Here is a 19,443-nt window from a genome sequence, read left to right as displayed (position 1 = left end):
CGCCAGTGCCGCCCCCTTGAGGGGGAGGCGCGAAGCGCCTCGGGGAGGGCCTTTCAATCCAGCTTGATATTCACGCTCTTGACCACTTCCGCCCACTTCTGCAACTCAGCATCGACGAACGCGGACAGCTCCTTCGGCGTGCTGGTCTTGGGCGTCGCCCCTTCCCCCTGGAAGCGCTTCACCAGCTCAGGCGAAGTCATCGCCTGCTTGATGGCCTGATTCAACTTCTCGACCACGGCCGGCGGCGTGCCGGCGGGCGCCATGATGGCGTTCCAGGTATTGATCTCATACCCGTTAAACCCCTTGGTCTCCCCCACCGTGGGCACATCCGGCAATTGATCCGACCTTTCCTTGGTGGTCACGGCCAGGGCTTTCAAGGTCCCCGCCTTCACCTGCGGCAACGCGGCCGGCAAGGTGGCGAAACTGAACTGCGTTTCGCCCGTCATCACCGACGTGTTCGCCAACGCCCCACCGCGATAAGGCACATGAACGATGTTCACATGCGCCGCCTGCGCGAACATGGCGCCGGCCAGATGCACGGGCGAGCCATTGCCGCTGGACGCATAGTTCATCGTGCCCGGCTTCTCCCGGCACAAGGCCGCCAGTTCCTCGACACTCTTCGCCGGCAGCTTGGGATTGGCGATCAGCACCAAGGGTATCGACGCCACCATGCCCACTGGCGCGAAGCCCTTGACCGGCTCATACCCCAGGTTCTTGTACAAAGCCGGGTTGATGCCATGGCTGGCGACGGTGGCCATGAACAAGGTATAGCCGTCCGGTTTCGCTTGCGACACATAGGAAGCCGCCAGGTTGCCCGCCGCGCCCGGCTTGTTCTCGATGATGACGGCCTGGTTCAGCGCCTTGCCCAACTGCTCGCCAAGGGCGCGCGCCAGGATGTCGGTGGTGCCGCCCGCGGCATAGCCGATGACAAGGCGTATGGGCTGCTCGGGATAGGCGGCCCGGGCGGCGCCCGGCACCACCGCGAAGGCGGCGCTCGCCGCCAGGATCATGCTGGCCATGCTCGATTTCATCGTTGTCTCCGTTGTTGTCGATGAAGGTCATCGGATGCCGGATGGCCTTGCGGCTAATCACTGCCGCTTGACCGCCCATCCGGATAAAGCCTTGCGGGCGCTTGCCGCGGGCAAGCCTTCCCCCTGCCGGGCCGCAAGGCGGCCTGGCATCGGTGCTGCTACTGCGTTTACGTCTGAAGCGTCGTGGGGCGGGGCCGGGTATCAGGTCCCGTTGAACACCGGCGTCCGTTTCTCGGCGAACGCCTTGCGGCCTTCGCGATAGTCATTGCTTTCGAAGCACTGCAGCACCAGGCGCGTCATGGCGTCCTGGTCCACTTCCGGTCCCAGCTGCTGCATTTGGCGAATCATCTTCTTGCCGGCGCGCAGGGTCAGCGGCGCGTTGGCGGCGATCTGGCTGATGTAGGTTTCCAGCGCGGCATCCAGTTCCGCGGCCGCCGTCACCTTGTGCAGCAGGCCCAGCTCACGCGCCTGTGCCGCCTTGAAGCGATTGGCCGTCAGGAAGATTTCCAGGGCATTGGCGGGACCCACCGCCGTCACCAGGTTGCGGATGGCCGTCATGCGGTAGCCCAGGCCCAGCTTGCCGGCCGGGATGGAAAACGAACTGTCGTCGGACGCCACGCGCAGGTCGCAGCACAGCGCGATGTTCAGGCCGCCACCGATGCAGTAGCCGCGAATACGCGCGATGGTGGGCTTGTCGTAGTCGTACAGCGCCAACTGGGCGGCCTCGGCCACGCGTTCGTAGGCCTGCACCGCTTCCTCACCGGAACGCAGCTGGTCGAATTGCGAGATGTTGGCGCCGCTGACGAAGGACTTTTCGCCCGCACCCGTCAGCACCACCACGCGGATGTCCGGATCGTCCTGGAAGGCCTGCAGGGCAGGGGGAATGGCTTCCCACATCGCATAGGACACGGCGTTGTGGCGGCCGGGGTCGTTGAACGTGATCCAGCCGGCATTGCCGCGCTTTTCCACGATGATGTTTTCGGTGATGCTGTCCTGCAGTAAGCGTTCGACGGTCATGGGTGAGTCCTCGTTGTCTTCCACGCGGCACGTGTCTGCGTGCCGCTTTTCCTTTGGTCAAGGCAAGGTGTCGCCTTGCTTTTGTTTCTTTTCCAGGATGGCCTTGCGGCGCTCCATCCCGTGCTCCAGATGCTGGCGCATCGCGTGCCGCGCCGCGTCGGCGTCGCCCGCGGCGATGGCATCGAAGATCTGATGGTGTTCGCGTTCGATCTGGTCCATGCGATCGGTGCCCGTGCTGCTGTACCGCAGCGTGCGCACCGCATCGCCGATGACGCGGGCGAAATGCCCCAGCAGCCGTACGAAATACGGATTGTTGGTCGCTTCCCCGACGGCCATGTGGAAGTCGATGGCGCGGTCCGCGCCGACGCGCCAGTCGTCCGTCGACGCATCCACCTTGGCCAGCGCCTCGCGCAGCTTGGTCAGCTGGGCGTCGGTGCGATGACGTGCCGCCAATGCCGCCGCGCCAGCCTCGATTTCCACGCGCAGCTCGTAGACCTGCTCCAGCGCATCGGCGCGCAGCAACTCCTGCGGGGTCAACGCGAAATGTTGTTGGCCGGCATCCGTGGCGACGAAGCTGCCCACGCCCCGGCGGGTTTCGATATAGCCGGACAGCTTGAGCCGGGCGATGGCCTCGCGCACCACATTGCGGCTGACGCCGAAGATCTGCGACAGCTCCAGTTCCGTCGGCAGGCGCTGACCAGGCTCGAACGCCTTGCTGACGATCTTGCCGCGGATTTGCAGGGCGATTTCGTCAGGCAGGTTATCGGGCCGGGCCAGGTTGCCGAAGGGCAGGTCAGTGGCGAGATCGGAGACTGCCATGGTTCATTCCAGGATGCTTGCTAAGGGGCCTGATGGTGTCACACCACGCCGGCGCCGCGCAAACGTTCGAGCTCCGCCGCGTCGATGCCCAGCCACGCCAGGATTTCCGCCGTATCCGCCCCCGTTTCAGGCGCGGGCCGCGGATCGGGCAACTCGCCTTCGCTGAAATTCACGGGCTGGGCCATGATGGTGATAGGCCCCTTGCGCGGATGCTCCACCTGACGGGTCATGCGCAGGTGCTGCACCTGTTCGTTGGCGAAGGTGCCGTCCATGGACAGGATGGGGCCGCAAGGCACGCCGGCGGCGTTCAAGGCGGCGATCCAGTCGGCGCTGTCGCGGGTACGGGTGCGGGCAATGATCTCGCGATTCAGGTCGCCGCGATTTTCCACTCGCAGGCCGGCTTCCAGGAAACGCGGGTCCTTGGCCATCTCCGGCATGCCCAGCACTTCGCACAGTCGGTTGAACATGGTCGAGCCCATGGCCGCGATATTGATATAGCCGTCGGCGGTGGGGTACACGCCGGTCGGCGCGCTGGTCGGATGGTCGTTGCCGGACTGGCCCGGCACTTCGCCGTCGATCAGCCAGCGGGTGGCCTGGAAGTCCATCATCCACACCTGGGCCTGCAGCAGCGAGGTCTGCACCCAGCGGCCCTGGCCGCTTTGCTCCCGTTCCAGCAGCGCGATCAGGATGCCGATGGCGGCGAACAGTCCCGCGCTGAGATCCGCGATGGGGATGCCGGCGCGCATCGGGTGGCCGGCTTCACCCGTCACCGACATGATGCCGCCCAGGCCCTGGGCGATCTGGTCCAGGCCGGGGCGGTCGGCATAAGGGCCGTCCTGGCCGAAGCCGGAGATGCTGCCATACACCAGGCGCGGGTTGATCTTGCGCAGCGATTCATAATCGATGCCCAGCTTCTTCTTGACGGAAGGGCGGTAGTTTTCCACCAGCACGTCGGCCCGCTTCACCAGCTCCAGGAACAGCGCCTTGCCGCGCGGATCCTTCAGGTTCAGGGTCAGGCTGCGCTTGTTGCGATGGGTGTTCTGGTAGTCGCTGAACTTGGCGGCGCCGCCCGGCTTGTCGTCCTTGACCTCGCTGGGTTCCTCGACCTTGATGATGTCGGCGCCCCAGTCGGCGAACTGGCGCACGGCGGCGGGGCCGGAACGCACACGGGAAAGGTCGAGGACGACGAACCGCTTGAGCGGCAGATAAGGTACAGCCATGGCCGTTCTGTCTCCTGATTGTTATGGCGTGCTGCAATGGACATGCAGGTAACACGCAGTAGGATGTTGGACATCCTACTTAATAGGCTGCCATGGCCATATTCAGGAAAACCCGGATGCAGACCAGGATTTTTCTTATCCTGTGGCACACTCGACCCTCAACTGACAAAGGGCTGGCAGCGTGGAGACGTGGCCGCCCATAAGCTGGAACGTCGACTCAATGAAAAAAATCCGCATGCTGGGGCTGTTGTTACTGAGCCTGGCCAGCGCGCCTGCCTTCGCGCAAGGCGGCGACACGCACCGCCCGGTGACGGGCGAGGACCGTGAGACCTATATCACCCGCCTGATGCAGAAGATGACGCTGGACGAGAAGATCGGCCAGCTGCGCCTGGTCAGCGTCGACGCGGGCCCGGATGCGCACAAGGATGTGCTGATTCGCGATATCGAGGCCGGCAAGGTCGGCGGTATCTTCAATACCGTGGTGCGGCCGGACATACGCGTGCTGCAGGATGCCGCGGTGCGCAGCCGCCTGAAGATCCCCTTGTTCTTCGCCTATGACGTGCTGCACGGCCACCGCACCATATTCCCCATTGGCCTGGGCCTGGCGTCGACCTGGGATATGGACGCGATTGCCCTGAGCGGCCGCATTTCCGCCGTGGAAGCCAGCGCGGACGGCCTGAACATGACGTTCTCGCCCATGGTGGATATTTCGCGCGATCCGCGCTGGGGCCGCAATTCGGAAGGCTTCGGCGAAGACACCTATCTGGTCTCGCGCATCGGCGCGACCCTGGTCCATGCCTATCAGGGCACGGATCCCGCCGCGCCCGGCAACATCCTGGCGGCGGTCAAGCACTTCGCGGCGTATGGCGCCATCGAAGGCGGCCGCGACTACAACACCGTGGACATGAGTCCGCAGAAGCTGTTCCAGGACTATCTGCCGCCCTACAAGGCCGCCATCGACGCGGGCGCGGCCGGCGTGATGATTTCGCTGAACGCCGTCAACAGCGTGCCGGCCACGGCCAGCAAATGGCTGCTGCAGGACATCCTGCGCAAGCAGTGGGGCTTCAAGGGCGTGACCATCAGCGATCACGGCGCCATCATGGAGATGATCAAGCACGGCGTGGCCGCCGACGGCGCGGACGCGTCGCGTCTGGCCATCTCGGCCGGCGCCGACCTGAGCATGAGCGACACCATGTATGGCCAGAATCTGAAGCCGCTGTTGCAGGCGGGCCGGATCAAGCAGGCCGACATCGACCGCGCCGTGCGCGACGTGCTGCGGGTCAAGTACGACCTGGGCCTGTTCCAGAACGCCTATCGCCATGTCGGCGTGGCGGCTGACGATCCGGCCGACACCAATGCCGAAAGCCGCATGCACCGCCAGGCGGCGCGTGAAGTGGCGCGGCAGAGCCTGGTGCTGCTGAAAAACGACAAGCAGACCTTGCCGCTGAAGAAGGAAGGCACCATTGCCGTGATCGGCGCCTTGGCCAAGAGCCAGCGCGACATGATGGGCAACTGGTCCGCGGCCGGTGTGCCCGGGCAGGTGGTGTCGCTGTACCAGGGTGTGGCCGATGCCATGGGCGACAAGGGCACGCTGCTGTATGCGCGCGGCACCAATGTGGTCGACGATCCGGAGATCATCAAGTACCTGAACATCTACGAAAAGGATGTCGAGGACGATCCGCGTACGCGCCAGCAGCTGATCGACGAGGCGGTCGAGACGGCGAAGAAGGCGGATGTGGTGGTGGCCGTGGTGGGCGAGACGCAGGGCATGGCCCATGAGGCGTCCAGCCGTTCGGACATCACCCTGCTGGGTGGCCAGGAAGAAATGCTGAAGGCGCTGAAGGCCACCGGCAAGCCGCTGGTGGTGGTGCTGATGAACGGCCGGCCCCTGGCGCTGGGCTGGGAAAAGGACAACGCCGACGCCATGCTGGAAGCCTGGTTCGCCGGCACCGAAGGCGGCCACGCGGTGGCGGACGTGCTGTTCGGCGACGTCAATCCGTCGGGCAAGCTGCCCATGACCTTCCCTCGTTCAGTGGGGCAGATTCCGCTGTACTACAACCATCTGAACACCGGGCGGCCCTTCGACCCCGAGCATCCGGACAAGTACACGTCGCGCTATTTCGATGCGCCCAACGGTCCCTTGTTCCCCTTCGGCTTCGGGCTCAGCTACACCACCTTCGATGTGTCCGACGTCAAGTTGTCGGCGGCGACCGTGCCCATGGGCGGGACGGTGCGCGCCAGCGTCACGGTGCGCAATACCGGGTCGCGCGAGGGGGCCACGGTGGTGCAGCTCTATCTGCAGGATCCGGTGGCGTCGATCAGCCGGCCGGTCAAGGAGCTCAAGGGCTTTCAGAAGGTCATGCTGAAGCCGGGCGAGCAGAAAGAGGTCAGCTTCACCATCAAGCAGGACGATCTGTCCTTCTTCGACAACGACCTGAAGCGCGTGGTGGAGCCGGGGCGCTTCAACGTCTACATCGGGCTGGATTCGGTTGACGTGAAGGCGGCGAATTTCGAATTGCTGGCGGCTAAACGCAAGTAAGCCCTTGCGGCGCTGGAAATAGAAACGCCCGCATCCTTGCAAGGATGCGGGCGTTTTTCATTGCGGATGGGCCGCGCGGGGATCAGCGGACGCCGAGCAGTTCCACTTCGAACTTCAGGTCGGCGTTCGGCGGAATCACGCCGCCAGCGCCGCGCGAGCCGTAGGCCGTCTTTGCCGGACAGAACAGAACGGCCTTGCCGCCGACCGCCATTTTCTGGATGCCTTCGGTCCAGCAGGGGATCACCTGGCGCAGGCTGAAGGAGATCGGCTCGTTGCGCTTGTACGAGCTGTCGAATTCCGTGCCGTTGGTCAGGGTGCCGCGGTAGTTCACCGTCACGGTGCTGTCGGCCGTCGGGTTGATACCCTTGCCGGCGGTGACCGTTTCAACGCGCACGCCGGACGGCAGGGTCTGGACGGCGTTGGACTGGGCATGGCCCGTGGCGGCGAAGGCCAGGGCGGCTGCGGCGAAAAGAAGACGGGATGTTTTCATCAAAGGTCCTGGATAAACAATGCCAGTTGCGCACTGGCGGGGCGATTTCATAGCGTGCTGCGTGCCGGCCGTCCGTTGCCGCGCGAGCGGGGCAGGTCGTATCAACGCACCAAGGTGAGGAATTCCGCGCGGGTGGCGGGATTGTCGTGGAATTCGCCCAGCATCACCGACGTCACCATGGACGAGTTCTGCTTCTCGACGCCGCGCATCATCATGCACATGTGTTGCGCTTCGATGACCACCGCCACACCGGATGCTCCGGTGACCTGTTGCACGGCATCGGCGATCTGGCGGCCGAGGTTTTCCTGGATCTGCAGGCGGCGGGCGAACATGTCGACGATGCGCGCGACCTTGGACAGGCCCAGCACTTTGCCCTTGGGCAGATAAGCTACGTGCGCCTTGCCGATGAAAGGCAGGATGTGGTGTTCGCACAGGGAGTACAGCTCGATGTTCTTGACCAGCACCATCTCGCTGCTTTCCGAAGTAAACAGCGCGCCGTTGACGATTTCTTCCAGCGACTGGTGATAGCCCTGGCAAAGATACTTCATGGCCTTGGCGGCGCGCTTGGGCGTGTCGCGCAGGCCTTCGCGGTCGGGATCCTCTCCCAGCGATTGCAGGATGGCGTGGTAGTTGGAGTCCAAGGACATGGTGCTATTTACCTGTGTGAGTCGATGCGACGGGTCCGCACGGCCTGGGCCGGCGCGTCCCCGCGAGTGTTCGGCCGGCGGCAGTGGCGTACCGGCGTGTGTGGCGTGCCGCTACGATAACAAACCGGCGGCGTCGCTGCGCTGAACCTGCTGGGGACGCAGGGGCATTAACGGGGGCGGGCGGCGAGGGGAGGCCCGGAGGGGGCCGATGCCGGCCGCTGACGCTAGCGTAGCGGCGTGCAGGCGGCCGCGCCCGTGACGGCCTGGGTGTCCTTGCCGGCCAGTTCCCGCACGCCGCATTCCGAATTGAACATGCGGCGGCTGTCGTGTCCCACGCCGGTGACTTCGTAGGCCTGATGCTCGATGTTCAGCTTGTGGTTGGCGGGCAACCACTGTTCGTACTTCACGTAGGACTTGCCGCGCGCCAGGCGTGTCGCCCCCTGGGCTTCGGCGGCGCAGGTCTTGTCCAGCAGGCGATGTTCGGGATTGGTGTCGGCGCCGCCCAGCAGATAGGTCACCGACCGGCCGGCATAGCGGCGCGCCAGGCGCACGGCTTCCTGGGCGGGGGTGGCCGGCCCGACACCGCTGGCGGGCAGCTCGGCGGGAATGCGGTCGAGGCCGTATTTGTAGACGTTGTACTCGGGGCACTGGCCCGGGTTGAAGGGCGCGAAGCTGCTGCCGTCGCCCTTGGGGCGGTCCTTGGAAAAATACACATAGGACGAGGGATTGGCGATGACATAGCGCAGATTGACGCCGCCGCGCTTGATGCGCTCGTCCACGGAATTGAAAACGGCATAGCGCTGCACCAGTTGCGCGCCGGCGGAGTGGCCGGCGATCACCACGTCCTGCAGCAGGGGCAGGCGGCGCGTGTCGGCCACGCGCGCCAGCAGGTCGTCGAGGACGTCGAAGGAGCTGACCGGCGCGGGCCGGCGGGCGGACTTGATGCTGGCTTCGCCGGCGGACCAGCGGCCGTGGCTCCAGACCGGCATCTTGTCGAAGCCGCGGTCGAGGGCGGCGGGGAATTTGGGGGCGATCAGCAGGGTGTCGGCGTCGGCGCCCGGCTTCAGGGCCAGGATGTTGACCCCGGTCTGGAAGTAGTTGTCGCCGTCGCGGTTGAGCCCGTGGATGATGATCAGGACGTGGCGGATCTTGTCCAGGTGCGCGTGCGCCAGGTCGACGTTGGCATAGACCGGGAAAGGATAGTGATGTCCGGTCCGGCCCAGTTCCACGGTCTGCCAGGAGGGCACGGGGCCGTGCGAGGCGGGGGCCGCGTGTGCCGGCAGCGCCAGCGCGCACAGCGGCGCCGCGCTTAGCAGCGCATGCGCGGTGGCGCGGGCAGGGGCGGACAAGAAGCGTAGAGGCATGGCACGACCCGACATTTTGGCGTTGTCGGATTGTATGCCGTGGGCTCGCCGGCGGCGGCTTTTCAACAGCCGGTCGCGCGCGTCTGGTTTCAACGGATTTCGATCGTATGTGCCGCGGCTCACGCGCTTGGGTTATCCCAATAATCCGCTGACGCGTAGGTACGTCGCAGCAAGTCGACGAAGACTCTTACTCGCGCGGGGGAGTGGCGGCGTTCGGGCAGCACGGCGTAGATGCCGTTGGGCGGCGCAGCGTAGTCGTCGAGGACGGTGCGCAAGCGGCCGCGTTCCAGGTCATGGCGCACTTCCCACATGGACCGCCACGCCAGGCCGCATCCCGCGAGGGTCCATTCGTGCAGCACGCTGCCGTCGCTGCATTCCAGCCGGCCTGCCACCCGCTGGGCCTGCACCTGGCCGGCGATCGTGAACAGCCAGCCGCGCGATTGATTGGCCTGGTTGCCGAAAGAGAGGCATTCGTGGCGGGTCAGGTCGGCCGGCGTGGCGGGGGTGCCGCGCCTGGCCAGGTAGGCGGGCGCCGCGACGACCACGCGGCGATTGTCGGCCAGGCGGATGCCGACCAGGTTGGAGTCGTGCAGGTCGCCGATGCGGATGGCGCAGTCGAAGCGTTCTTCGATCAGGTCGACCAGGCGGTCGCTGAGGTCCAGGGTGACGCTGACGTCGGGGTGTTCCGCGGTGTAGGCCGGCAGCAGGGGGGCGACGTGGCGGCGGCCGAAGCCGGCTGGCGCGCTGATGCGCAGGTGGCCGCTGGGGCGCGCGCTGCCCGAGGCGATCAGGTTTTCGCTGTCGTCGAGGTCACGCAGGATGCGCTGGGCGTATTCCAGCAGCGCGCTACCTTCGGCGGTGAGGGACAGCCTGCGGGTGGAGCGCACCAGCAGCTTCACGCTCAGCCGCGCCTCCAGGGCGTCAATCCGCCGCCCCACCATCGCCGCCGTAACCCCTTCCGCCCGCGCCGCCGCCGACAGACTCCCCAAGGTAGCCACGTCCACAAACGTCTGCAATTGCTTGAACCGGTCCAAATCCGTTCCCTAAGAGTTCACCACCACCCAGCATCCTTGCCCCTGGGGCTTGGCCCGGCCCTCGGGCTTGCGCCCGGCCCCGGGCTTGGGCCCGGCCCCGGGCTTGGGCCCGGCCCCGGGCTTGGGCCCGGCCCCGGGCTTGGGCCCGGCCCTCGGGCTTGGGCCCAGCCCCGGGCTTGGGCCCGGCCCTCGGACTTGGGCCCGGCCCCGGGCTTGGGCCCAGCCCCGGGCTTGGGCCCGGCCCTCGGGCTTGGGCCCAGCCCCGGGCTTGGGCCCGGCCCTCGGGCTTGGGCCCGGCCCCGGGCTTGGGCCCGGCCCTCGGGCTTGGGCCCGGCCCCGGGCTTGGGCCCGGCCCTCGGGCTTGGGCCCGGCCCCGGGCTTGGGCCCGGCCCTCGGGCTTGGGCCCGGCCCTCGGGCTTGGGCCCGGCCTCACCCAAAAGTCCCCGGGCCCTGGCCCGGGGACACCATCACTCTCCGCCAGGGCGAAAGCCCACCCCATCAGATTCGATACTTTAACTAAAAGATGAATCTACTTTTATACGCTTTTTAATTCAAGATCCCCTCCGTAAACTGTCCCCCAACACCCCATCCACCACCCCGGAGCCATCATGAGCCTGCACCTCCCCGCCGGCGTCGCCATCGACGCACCCATCGAAGCCGGCTTCGACACCGTCCTCACCCATGACGCCCTGGCCCTGGTGGCCGACCTGCACCGCACCTTCGAAGCCCGTCGCCAGGAACTGCTGGCCGCCCGCGCCGCCCGCGTCCAGCGCCTCGACCAAGGCGAAAAGCCGGACTTCCTGGCCGATACCCGCGCCGTCCGCGAAGGCGACTGGACCATCGCTCCCTTGCCCAAGGACCTCCTCTGCCGCCGCGTGGAGATCACCGGCCCGGTCGAACGCAAGATGGTCATCAACGCCCTGAATTCCGGCGCCGACAGCTACATGACCGACTTCGAGGACTCCAACACCCCCAACTGGCACAACCAGATCAACGGCCAGATCAACCTGATGGCCGCCATCCGCCGCACCATTGCCCTGGAGCAGAACGGCAAGTCCTACAAGCTCAACGACAAGACCGCCGTGCTGCTGGTGCGCCCGCGCGGCTGGCATCTGGACGAAAAGCATGTGACCGTCGACGGCCAGCGCGTGTCCGGCGGCATCTTCGACTTCGCCCTGTACTTCTTCCACAACGCCAAAGAACTGCTGGCCCGCGGCTCCGGCCCGTACTTCTACCTGCCCAAGATGGAAAGCCATCTGGAAGCCCGCCTGTGGAACGACATCTTCGTCCAAGCCCAGCGCGCCGTGGGCATCGAGCAAGGCACCATCAAGGCCACCGTGCTGATCGAAACCATCCTCGCCGCCTTCGAGATGGACGAAATCCTCTACGAACTGCGCGAACACAGCGCCGGCCTGAACGCCGGCCGTTGGGACTACATCTTCAGCTGCATCAAGAAGTTCAAGGTCGAGCGTGATTTCTGCCTGGCCGACCGGGTCAAGGTCACCATGACCTCGCCCTTCATGCGCGCCTACGCGCTGCTGCTGCTCAAGACCTGCCACCGTCGCAATGCCCCCGCCATCGGCGGCATGAGCGCCTTGATCCCGATCAAGAATGATCCCGTCAAGAACGACCAGGCCATGGCCGGCATCCGCTCCGACAAGGCCCGTGACGCCACCGACGGCTATGACGGCGGCTGGGTCGCCCACCCGGGCCTGGTCGACGTGGCCATGGAGGAATTCCGCAAAGTGCTGGGCGACGCGCCCAACCAGATCGGCAAGCAACGCCCGGACGTCGCCGTCGCGGCCGCCGATCTGCTCGCCTTCCAGCCGGAAGCCCCGATCACCGAGGCGGGCCTGCGCGCCAACATCAACGTCGGCATCCATTACCTGGGCTCGTGGCTGGACGGCAATGGCTGCGTGCCGATCAACAACCTGATGGAAGACGCCGCCACGGCGGAAATCTCCCGCTCCCAGGTCTGGCAATGGATCCGCTCGCCCAAGGGCGTGCTGGAAGGGGGCGGCAAGGTCACGGCCGACCTGGTGCGCAAGCTCATTCCTGAAGAGCTGGCCAAGGTCCATGAGGTCGCCGGCCCCAGCAAGGCCTACGACCGCGCCGCCCAGATCTTCGAACAAATGAGCACCCAGGACGATTTTGCCGAGTTCCTGACCCTGCCCCTGTACGAAGAGGTCTAAGTCCGCAGGACGTAAGGCGCGCCCGCGCTCCGCGCGGCATCCAGGAAGGCAAAGGGGGATTTCTGAGGAAATCCCCCTTTTTCTCGCCCGTACTCCCCCCTCCATTGCGTTCACCAAAAAAGACTATGCTCACGCAATGCCCCTGGCTTACTCAGGGTCTTGAAATTCGTCGTCCAGCCCGCATTTGTTGATCATCGGAGCCGGCCGTCCCAGGCCGGATTTCAAATCCATCTTTAGCGCCCGCCGTCACGAGCAATCCGTGTCCTGGGGCCAAAGCGAAAACTATGCGATTCGACAAGCTGACCACCAAATTTCAGCAAGCCCTGGGCGACGCACAAAGCCTGGCGGCGCGCAACGACAACCAATATATCGAGCCTCTGCACGTCCTGTCGGCGTTGCTGGCGGACGCCGACAGCGGCGCCACCAGCCTGCTGGCGCGCGCCGGCGTGGCCGTCAACCGGCTGCAACCGGCCATCGACCAGGCACTGCAGAAGCTGCCCCAAGTGCAGGGCGAAGGCAACGTCCAGGTCGGCCGCGACCTGCAAGGGGTGCTGACCCGCACCGACAAGGAAGCCTCCCGCCGCGGCGACACCTATATCGCCAGCGAATTGTTCCTGCTGGCCCTGGCCGACGACAAGGGCGAGGCCGGCCGCATCCTGCGTGAAGCGGGCCTGCAGAAGAAGGCGCTTGAATCCGCGGTCGACGCCGTGCGCGGCGGCGAAAGCGTGCAGGGCGCCGAAGGCGAATCCAATCGCCAGGCCCTGGCCAAGTACACCCTGGACCTGACCCAGCGCGCCCGCGAAGGCAAGCTGGATCCCGTCATCGGCCGCGACGATGAAATTCGCCGCACCATCCAGATCCTGCAGCGTCGCACCAAGAACAACCCCGTGCTGATCGGCGAACCCGGCGTCGGCAAGACCGCCATCGTCGAAGGCCTGGCTCAGCGCATCGTCAATGACGAAGTGCCGGAAAGCCTGCGTGGCAAGCGCGTGCTGTCGCTGGACATGGCCGCCCTGGTGGCGGGCGCCAAGTTCCGCGGCGAGTTCGAGGAACGCCTGAAGGCCGTCCTCAAGGAACTGTCGCAGGACGACGGCAGCAACATCGTCTTCATCGACGAGCTGCACACCATGGTAGGTGCCGGCAAGGCGGAAGGCGCGATGGATGCAGGCAATATGCTCAAGCCCGCGCTGGCGCGTGGCGAGTTGCATTGCATCGGCGCGACCACCTTGGACGAATACCGCAAGTACCTGGAAAAGGATGCCGCGCTGGAGCGCCGCTTCCAGAAGGTGCTCGTGGGCGAGCCGAACGTCGAGTCGACCATAGCCATCCTGCGCGGTTTGCAGGAACGCTATGAACTGCACCACGGCGTGGACATCACCGACCCGGCCATCGTCGCCGCGGCGGAGCTGTCCAACCGCTACATCACCGACCGTTTCCTGCCCGACAAGGCGATCGACCTGATCGATGAGGCAGCGGCCCGCATCCGCATGGAAATCGATTCCAAGCCGGAGGTGATGGACCGCCTGGACCGCCGCATCATCCAGTTGAAGATCGAACGCGAAGCGGTGAAGCGGGAGTCGGATGACGCCTCCAAGCGCCGCCTGCACGTGATCGAGGAAGAACTGGAAAAGCTGCAACGCGAGTACAACGACTACGAGGAAATCTGGAAGGCCGAGAAAGCCGCCGTGCAGGGCAGCCAGGCCATCAAGGAAGAGATCGATCAGGTTCGCGCCGAGATGGCCGAGCTGCAACGCAAGGGCCAGTTCGACAAGCTGGCGGAGCTGCAGTACGGCAAGCTGCCTGAACTGGAAGCGCGCTTGAAGTCCGCCGAAAGCGGCGCGGAGAAGGCCGAGGCTGAAGTCGAGCCGGGCCGGCCGCGTCTGTTGCGCACGCAAGTGGGCGCGGAGGAAATCGCCGAAGTCGTGTCGCGTGCTACCGGGATTCCCGTGTCGAAGATGATGACGGGCGAGCGTGAAAAGCTGCTCGGCATGGAAGATTTCCTGCACCGGCGCGTGGTTGGCCAGGACGAGGCGGTACGCCTTGTGTCCGATGCCATCCGTCGTTCGCGGGCCGGCTTGTCCGATCCGTCGCGGCCGTACGGTTCCTTCCTGTTCCTGGGCCCGACGGGCGTGGGCAAGACCGAGCTGACGCGGGCTTTGGCTGAGTTCCTGTTCGATTCGGAAGAACATCTGATCCGCATCGACATGAGCGAGTTCATGGAGAAGCACTCCGTGGCTCGTCTGATCGGCGCGCCGCCGGGGTATGTGGGCTACGAGGAAGGCGGTTATCTGACCGAAGCGGTGCGGCGCAAGCCTTACAGCGTTATCCTGCTCGACGAAGTCGAGAAGGCGCATCCGGACGTGTTCAACGTTCTGCTGCAGGTCCTGGATGATGGTCGCCTGACCGATGGCCAGGGTCGCACGGTGGATTTCCGCAACACGGTGGTGGTGATGACCTCCAACCTGGGTTCGCAGCATATCCAGTCGATGGCGGGGCAGCCTTACGAAGTCATCAAGGAAGTGGTGTGGGATGAGCTCAAGCAGTCGTTCCGACCTGAGTTCCTCAACCGCATCGACGAAGTGGTGGTGTTCCACGGCTTGGCCGAGCAGCACATCGAGTCGATCGCGCGCATTCAGCTCAAGCGGCTGGCCGATCGTCTGGAGAAGCAGGAAATGCGTCTGGAAATCAGCGATGCCGCGTTGAAGGAGATTTCGCGTGCGGGGTTCGATCCGGTATTCGGTGCGCGTCCGCTGAAGCGCGCCATCCAGCAGCAGATCGAGAACCCGGTGGCCCGCCTGATCCTGGAAGGCCGCTTCGGTCCCCGCGATGTGGTGCCGGTGGATGTGCGGGATGGCAAGCTGGTGTTCGAACGCACCCTGCAGTAAGAGAGCAGGCCGCGGCGTCATGCGACGCCGCGGTTTGGTAAGTCCCAAAGCGTCCCCCGAAAGGGGACGTTTTTTTTGCGCCTGCAGGATCGTCAAGCGTCCTCCCGCACGAGACGTTTTACCGGTCCCTGGCCAAGCCCGATAAGCGTCCCCCTTGGGGGACGCTTATTAATCTTCCCTTCCGACGTAAGAAATTTCCTCGCCTCGATTCAGAACTTGGGTCCGACGAGCGTCCACCAACCAAGAAAATTCTCATGTGTCCCACGCATCACGCATGGTCTTATGACGTCACGCGATTCATGGCGACTTGCTCTCCTCCGTAGCCCGGTCATGAATCGCAGCTGCGTTGTCCTGCTGCTGCGGCAGCAACGCGGCTCTCCTGTGTCCCCGGGGGCCCCTCACCCCGGGGTTTTTTTTGCCTATGACCCCAAGCCGGAAAAGGCGTCCCTTCTGGGTGACCTGAAGGGGCTCTTGTCTTACGGTGGCCCAATGGCGAGCGGGTGTCGGGGGATCGCCGGGCGCGGGGCACCTTCGGATGTGTAGACATGAACGAGCGCAAGCCAACCGTTAAGCTCCCATCGACGCCGACGGCGCTGTTGTCAGACATTCGTGAACTGATCCAGGCAGCGCGTCAACGTGCTGCAGCGTCAGTGAATAGCGAGCTCACAATGCTCTACTGGCGTATTGGTCAGCGTATCCATACGCAGGTCTTGGCGGGACGACGGGCCGGCTACGGCGAGGAAGTCGTACTGAACTTGGCAGCGCAGTTGGCGCAGGAGTACGGCGGTAGCTTCTCGGTGAAAAACCTGCGGCGCATGGTGCAGTTCGCGGTCACTTTCCCTGACGAGCAGATTGTCGTATCGCTGATACGACAATTGAGCTGGACGCACTTTATCGCCCTGATTCCGCTGAAAGATCCTCACCAACGAGACTACTACGCCCAGATGGCCAGCGTGGAGCGCTGGAGCGTTCGCACGCTGCGCGAGCGCATCGAATCGATGTTGTACGAGCGTACGGCGTTGTCCCAAAAACCGGAAGAAACGATCGCGCAGGAACTGGGTGCTGATTTCTCCTTGCTCGCTCGTCAGACCGATAATCGGTAGTGGTGTCAGTCCCGCTGCCGTATCGCTTCAGGCTACTCAACCGTGATGGTCTCCTTCATGTTCGGGTGCAGGCCACAGACCACCTTGTACACACCCGGTTTGTCGAATCGAAAGGAAAACGTGCCGTTCTGGTCCAGGGCGTCGGAACGGAACAGGCCTCCTTCGGCGATGATCGAATGGGCTTCGTCGTCCAGGTTTTTCCATGTCACGGTCGAGCCGGCCTTGATGGTGGTCGACATGGGTACGAACATGAACTCCTTGATGGAGACGACCGGCGACTCCTGGGCGACGGCCTGCGATACGTACAGGCCCAGCGCCAGCACGGCGGCCAGCGGCCAGGCACGGGAAAGCCCAAACGCTCGGGAAAGCGCAAATGCGCGGGAAAGCCCAAACGCACGGGAAAGCCCAAACGCACGGGAAAGCCCAAGCGCGCGGGAAAAATGCGGAATCATGATCTGGTCCTCACGCTAAAAAATGGCCAACTCAGCCCAAAGTGGTATCGGTAAGGGACGCAACGGCCGGATGCTGCGTGATCCGCAAGGTGGTCACCCCCAGCATGCTGGCGAGCTGCTCTCCCGGCACCGTGAGCGGCGATGGCCCCGGCCCATTCCCCGCCGTCGGTTGCGGAAACGCGGTCGAACGCGCCGTGTGGAAAGTGATATTGCCTTCGACCTTGGAAACGATCTGGTGGATGTGGCCGTTCAGCACGGTCACGGACCCGAAACGCCGCAGATAACCCATGGCCACGTCGGCATCCCCGGTGCCCCAGCCCCACGGCGCATAAATCGTCCACAAGGGCATGTGCGCGAACACCACGACAGGCGTGCTGGATGAACGGCCTTGCAGGTCGGCCTTCAACCAGTCGAGCTGTTCCTGCCCCAACCCACCCAGCCCGTTCGGCGTGAAGTTCAGCACATTGATCAGCGCGACGAAATGTACGCCCTGGTGATCGAAGCTGTAATAGCCCTGGCTGTTCGACGCATTGCCGAAGCGCCTGAAATATTCCACCCCGCCCGCGTCCGAGACGTCGTGTTCGCCTGGAACGGTGTGCAATTCGGTAATGCTCAAACCCTTCATCAACTGCGCGGCCTGATCGAATTGTTCGGGCTTGGCCAAGTGGGTGATGTCGCCGGTATGTATCGTCAGCGCGGGCTTGACCGGCATCGCATTGACGAGGTCTATGGTCTGTTGCAGCGTGCCGGCCACATTCTTGTTGGCCGCCTGGCCGAAGCCGATATGGGTGTCGCTGATCTGCAGGAACAGCGGTACGCCGGCGCTGTCAGGCTGCGCCGCGGCCAGCGCCAGGTCGATGGGCGCAAGCACGCCGCCGGCCAGCGCGAACAGGGTGCCGGCGCCGCCGAACGCAAGACACTTCAGGGCGTCGCGGCGCGCGGGATGGTCTGGGAGATCGGTGTCCATGAGAACTCCACGTTCGATTCCAGCGACGGCATGTCGGCCTATCCAATACGCTACGTCCTGGTCTCGATCAAAAGACCGGGCTGCAAGAGGCTTTATTCCCGATTTATCATCGACGGGGCGCGAAAAAATAAATACGCCGAAGCGGGAATAAAACGCGGCAAATTCCGGTCTGCTTGAGGGATGGGCCCGCCTGGCACGTATGCAACGTTCGAGACGTTCAAAACGTTTTGAACGTCAGGGTTGAGAACGTGGGGGAATCCGGTCTGTAGAGGGATAAGCACGCATGGCCCACAGAGCAGGAGTTGCAAGTACCGATGCCGCCAATGCGCAGCGCTTCGAAAGGCTCGTGCTGCCGCACATCGATTCGGCCTACAACGTGGCACGTTGGCTGACCCGTAACGACCAGGACGCACAGGACGTGGTCCAGGAGGCATGCCTGCGCGCGCTGCGCTTCTCCGGCGGCTTGCGTGGCGACGACGGCCGCGCCTGGCTGCTGAGCATCGTGCGCAATACTTTCCACACCTGGTACGCCGAGAACCGCAAGCAAGCCAGGGAAACGACGGAATTCGAGGATGAGGAACACGGTGTGGCGGCTGATCAGGCGGCCGAAGATGATGGCCCCGAGGCCATGTATATCCGCGCTCAGAACCAGAGGCGCGTGCACCAGGCGCTGGGCCTTCTACGGCTGGAGTTCCGCGAGGTACTTGTGCTGCGCGAGCTTGAAGAGCTGTCGTATAAAGAGATTGCCATGATTCTGGATATCCCCATGGGCACCGTCATGTCCAGGCTGGGCCGGGGCCGCCAGCAGCTTGCCGCGCTCCTGGCGCCGACCGGGGGGGAGGCATGATGGACCACGAACAGGCATCGGCCCTGCTGCCGGGCTATCTGGACGGGGAACTCAGCCTGTCTGAGTCCCTGGCGCTGGACCAACATATGGCGCAATGCGACGCTTGCCGGCTGGAACTGGCGCGCCAGCGCGCTGCCAGCGCACAACTGCGCCAGGCCGATCTGCGCGTCGCGGCGCCCGCCGAGCTGGTCAAGCGCATCACTGCCGCGCTGCCGGGCCGCAAGCCACTCTGGCGGCGCCTGCTGGGTGCTGGTTCGGCGGCAGGATCCTCCGGCCAGACGTCGGCCCGGGCGCCATTGGGCCTGGCCCTGGCCAGCCTGGCCGCGCTGGCCGTGAGCCTGGGACTGTTTCTGCGGCTGCCGTCCGACGAGCAGCGCCTGGCGCAGGAGCTGGTGAACAACAACATCCGTTCGTTGCAGGTCGATCATCTGTTCGATGTGGCCTCGACTGACCAGCATACGGTCAAGCCGTGGTTCGGCGGCAAGCTGGACTTCGCCCCGCCGGTGGTCGACCTGGCCGCGCAGGGATATCCGCTGAAGGGCGGGCGGGTGGACTATCTGGCCGGCCAGCGGGTGGCGGTCCTGGTCTATCGCGACAAGCTGCATCCGATCAGCCTGTTCGTCTGGCCGGGCGCGGGGGAGCCGGCGGCGCCGCGCTTCGAGGAACGCCTGGGCTATCACATCGCGCATTGGCGCGCGGCGGGCATGAACTACTGGGCCATCACCGACGCCGGCGCCAGCGACTTGAGCGGCTTCGTCAGTGAGATGCAGAAGACCGGCAACTGATCGCTTTGCGCGCGCCGCCGAGGGGACGCTTTTTTGGCTTGGGGCGGCCCG

The 19,443-nt window shown here is 64.8% G+C and carries 15 protein-coding genes and 1 pseudogene; 6 read left to right on the top strand and 10 right to left on the bottom strand.

The window, feature by feature from the left end; all coding sequences use genetic code 11:
* Positions 1 to 53 precede the first annotated feature (53 nt).
* The 4 genes from ASB57_RS13090 to ASB57_RS13075 all read right to left on the bottom strand — a co-directional run bounded on the left by ASB57_RS13090 (position 54) and on the right by ASB57_RS13075 (position 4,087).
* Entirely contained in the window at positions 54 to 1,031 is a 978-nt protein-coding gene (locus ASB57_RS13090; RefSeq protein WP_231755415.1) for a tripartite tricarboxylate transporter substrate binding protein, read from the bottom strand.
* A gap of 201 nt (positions 1,032 to 1,232) precedes the next feature.
* Positions 1,233 to 2,048 (bottom strand): enoyl-CoA hydratase, encoded by an 816-nt coding sequence (locus ASB57_RS13085; RefSeq protein WP_057656117.1) that lies wholly within the window; start codon positions 2,046 to 2,048, stop codon positions 1,233 to 1,235.
* Positions 2,049 to 2,105: 57 nt separating this feature from the next.
* Positions 2,106 to 2,867 carry a FadR/GntR family transcriptional regulator gene (locus ASB57_RS13080; protein ID WP_057652631.1) on the bottom strand — a complete coding sequence of 254 codons (762 nt, stop codon included), beginning with the start codon at positions 2,865 to 2,867 and terminating at the stop codon, positions 2,106 to 2,108.
* A gap of 38 nt (positions 2,868 to 2,905) precedes the next feature.
* Positions 2,906 to 4,087, bottom strand: coding sequence for a CaiB/BaiF CoA-transferase family protein (locus tag ASB57_RS13075; RefSeq protein ID WP_057652630.1), 1,182 nt, complete (start codon positions 4,085 to 4,087; stop codon positions 2,906 to 2,908).
* Positions 4,088 to 4,307: 220 nt separating this feature from the next.
* Here ASB57_RS13075 and bglX point away from each other — a divergent pair, with 220 nt between their 5' ends.
* A complete protein-coding gene (gene bglX, locus ASB57_RS13070; RefSeq protein WP_057652629.1) occupies positions 4,308 to 6,626 on the top strand; it encodes a beta-glucosidase BglX in 2,319 nt (772 codons plus the stop codon).
* 82 nt (positions 6,627 to 6,708) lie between these two features.
* On the opposite strand, the gene ASB57_RS13065 is transcribed toward bglX, so the two are convergent.
* The 4 genes from ASB57_RS13065 to ASB57_RS13050 all read right to left on the bottom strand — a co-directional run bounded on the left by ASB57_RS13065 (position 6,709) and on the right by ASB57_RS13050 (position 10,161).
* The gene (locus tag ASB57_RS13065; protein WP_057652628.1) at positions 6,709 to 7,116 is read right to left on the bottom strand and encodes an FKBP-type peptidyl-prolyl cis-trans isomerase; all 408 of its coding nucleotides are present in this window, start codon (positions 7,114 to 7,116) and stop codon (positions 6,709 to 6,711) included.
* Positions 7,117 to 7,217: 101 nt separating this feature from the next.
* Positions 7,218 to 7,763: a GTP cyclohydrolase I FolE gene (gene folE / locus ASB57_RS13060; RefSeq protein WP_057652627.1), complete on the bottom strand. Its 546-nt coding sequence runs from the start codon at positions 7,761 to 7,763 to the stop codon at positions 7,218 to 7,220.
* Positions 7,764 to 7,987: 224 nt separating this feature from the next.
* On the bottom strand, positions 7,988 to 9,127 hold the full coding sequence (locus ASB57_RS13055) for a hypothetical protein (protein WP_057656116.1): 1,140 nt from the start codon (positions 9,125 to 9,127) through the stop codon (positions 7,988 to 7,990).
* A gap of 119 nt (positions 9,128 to 9,246) precedes the next feature.
* Positions 9,247 to 10,161, bottom strand: a complete 915-nt coding sequence (locus tag ASB57_RS13050; RefSeq protein WP_057652626.1) for a LysR family transcriptional regulator — start codon at positions 10,159 to 10,161, stop codon at positions 9,247 to 9,249.
* Between the two features lie 608 nt (positions 10,162 to 10,769).
* On the opposite strand from ASB57_RS13050, the gene aceB reads away from it, so the two are divergent.
* From aceB to ASB57_RS13035, 3 genes and pseudogenes are all read left to right on the top strand, one after another.
* Positions 10,770 to 12,353: a malate synthase A gene (gene aceB / locus ASB57_RS13045; RefSeq protein ID WP_057652625.1), complete on the top strand. Its 1,584-nt coding sequence runs from the start codon at positions 10,770 to 10,772 to the stop codon at positions 12,351 to 12,353.
* A gap of 284 nt (positions 12,354 to 12,637) precedes the next feature.
* Positions 12,638 to 15,238 (top strand): ATP-dependent chaperone ClpB, encoded by a 2,601-nt coding sequence (clpB, locus tag ASB57_RS13040; protein ID WP_057652624.1) that lies wholly within the window; start codon positions 12,638 to 12,640, stop codon positions 15,236 to 15,238.
* A 545-nt stretch (positions 15,239 to 15,783) separates the two neighbouring features.
* Positions 15,784 to 16,296: pseudogene (locus ASB57_RS13035) on the top strand (DUF1016 N-terminal domain-containing protein); the annotation flags it as partial.
* A 77-nt stretch (positions 16,297 to 16,373) separates the two neighbouring features.
* Here the strand turns inward: ASB57_RS13035 and ASB57_RS13030 are convergent.
* Positions 16,374 to 16,664, bottom strand: a complete 291-nt coding sequence (locus ASB57_RS13030) for a cupredoxin domain-containing protein (protein WP_231755456.1) — start codon at positions 16,662 to 16,664, stop codon at positions 16,374 to 16,376.
* 160 nt (positions 16,665 to 16,824) lie between these two features.
* Positions 16,825 to 17,760, bottom strand: coding sequence for a metallophosphoesterase (locus ASB57_RS13025; RefSeq protein WP_057652623.1), 936 nt, complete (start codon positions 17,758 to 17,760; stop codon positions 16,825 to 16,827).
* 283 nt (positions 17,761 to 18,043) lie between these two features.
* On the opposite strand from ASB57_RS13025, the gene ASB57_RS13020 reads away from it, so the two are divergent.
* Together ASB57_RS13020 and ASB57_RS13015 are read left to right on the top strand one after the other, a co-directional pair.
* Complete coding sequence (locus tag ASB57_RS13020; RefSeq protein WP_057652622.1) at positions 18,044 to 18,607, top strand: sigma-70 family RNA polymerase sigma factor; 564 nt, start codon at positions 18,044 to 18,046, stop codon at positions 18,605 to 18,607.
* Positions 18,604 to 19,392, top strand: a complete 789-nt coding sequence (locus ASB57_RS13015) for an anti-sigma factor (RefSeq protein WP_231755414.1) — start codon at positions 18,604 to 18,606, stop codon at positions 19,390 to 19,392. The genes ASB57_RS13020 and ASB57_RS13015 overlap by 4 nt, the downstream gene beginning before the upstream one ends.
* The last annotated feature ends 51 nt before the right edge of the window (positions 19,393 to 19,443 follow it).

The sequence above is a fragment of the Bordetella sp. N genome (assembly GCF_001433395.1).
Taxonomy (GTDB): domain Bacteria; phylum Pseudomonadota; class Gammaproteobacteria; order Burkholderiales; family Burkholderiaceae_B; genus Bordetella_C.
Note: the sequence above shows the minus strand (reverse complement) of the source record. Positions and strands in the feature narration are given on the sequence as shown.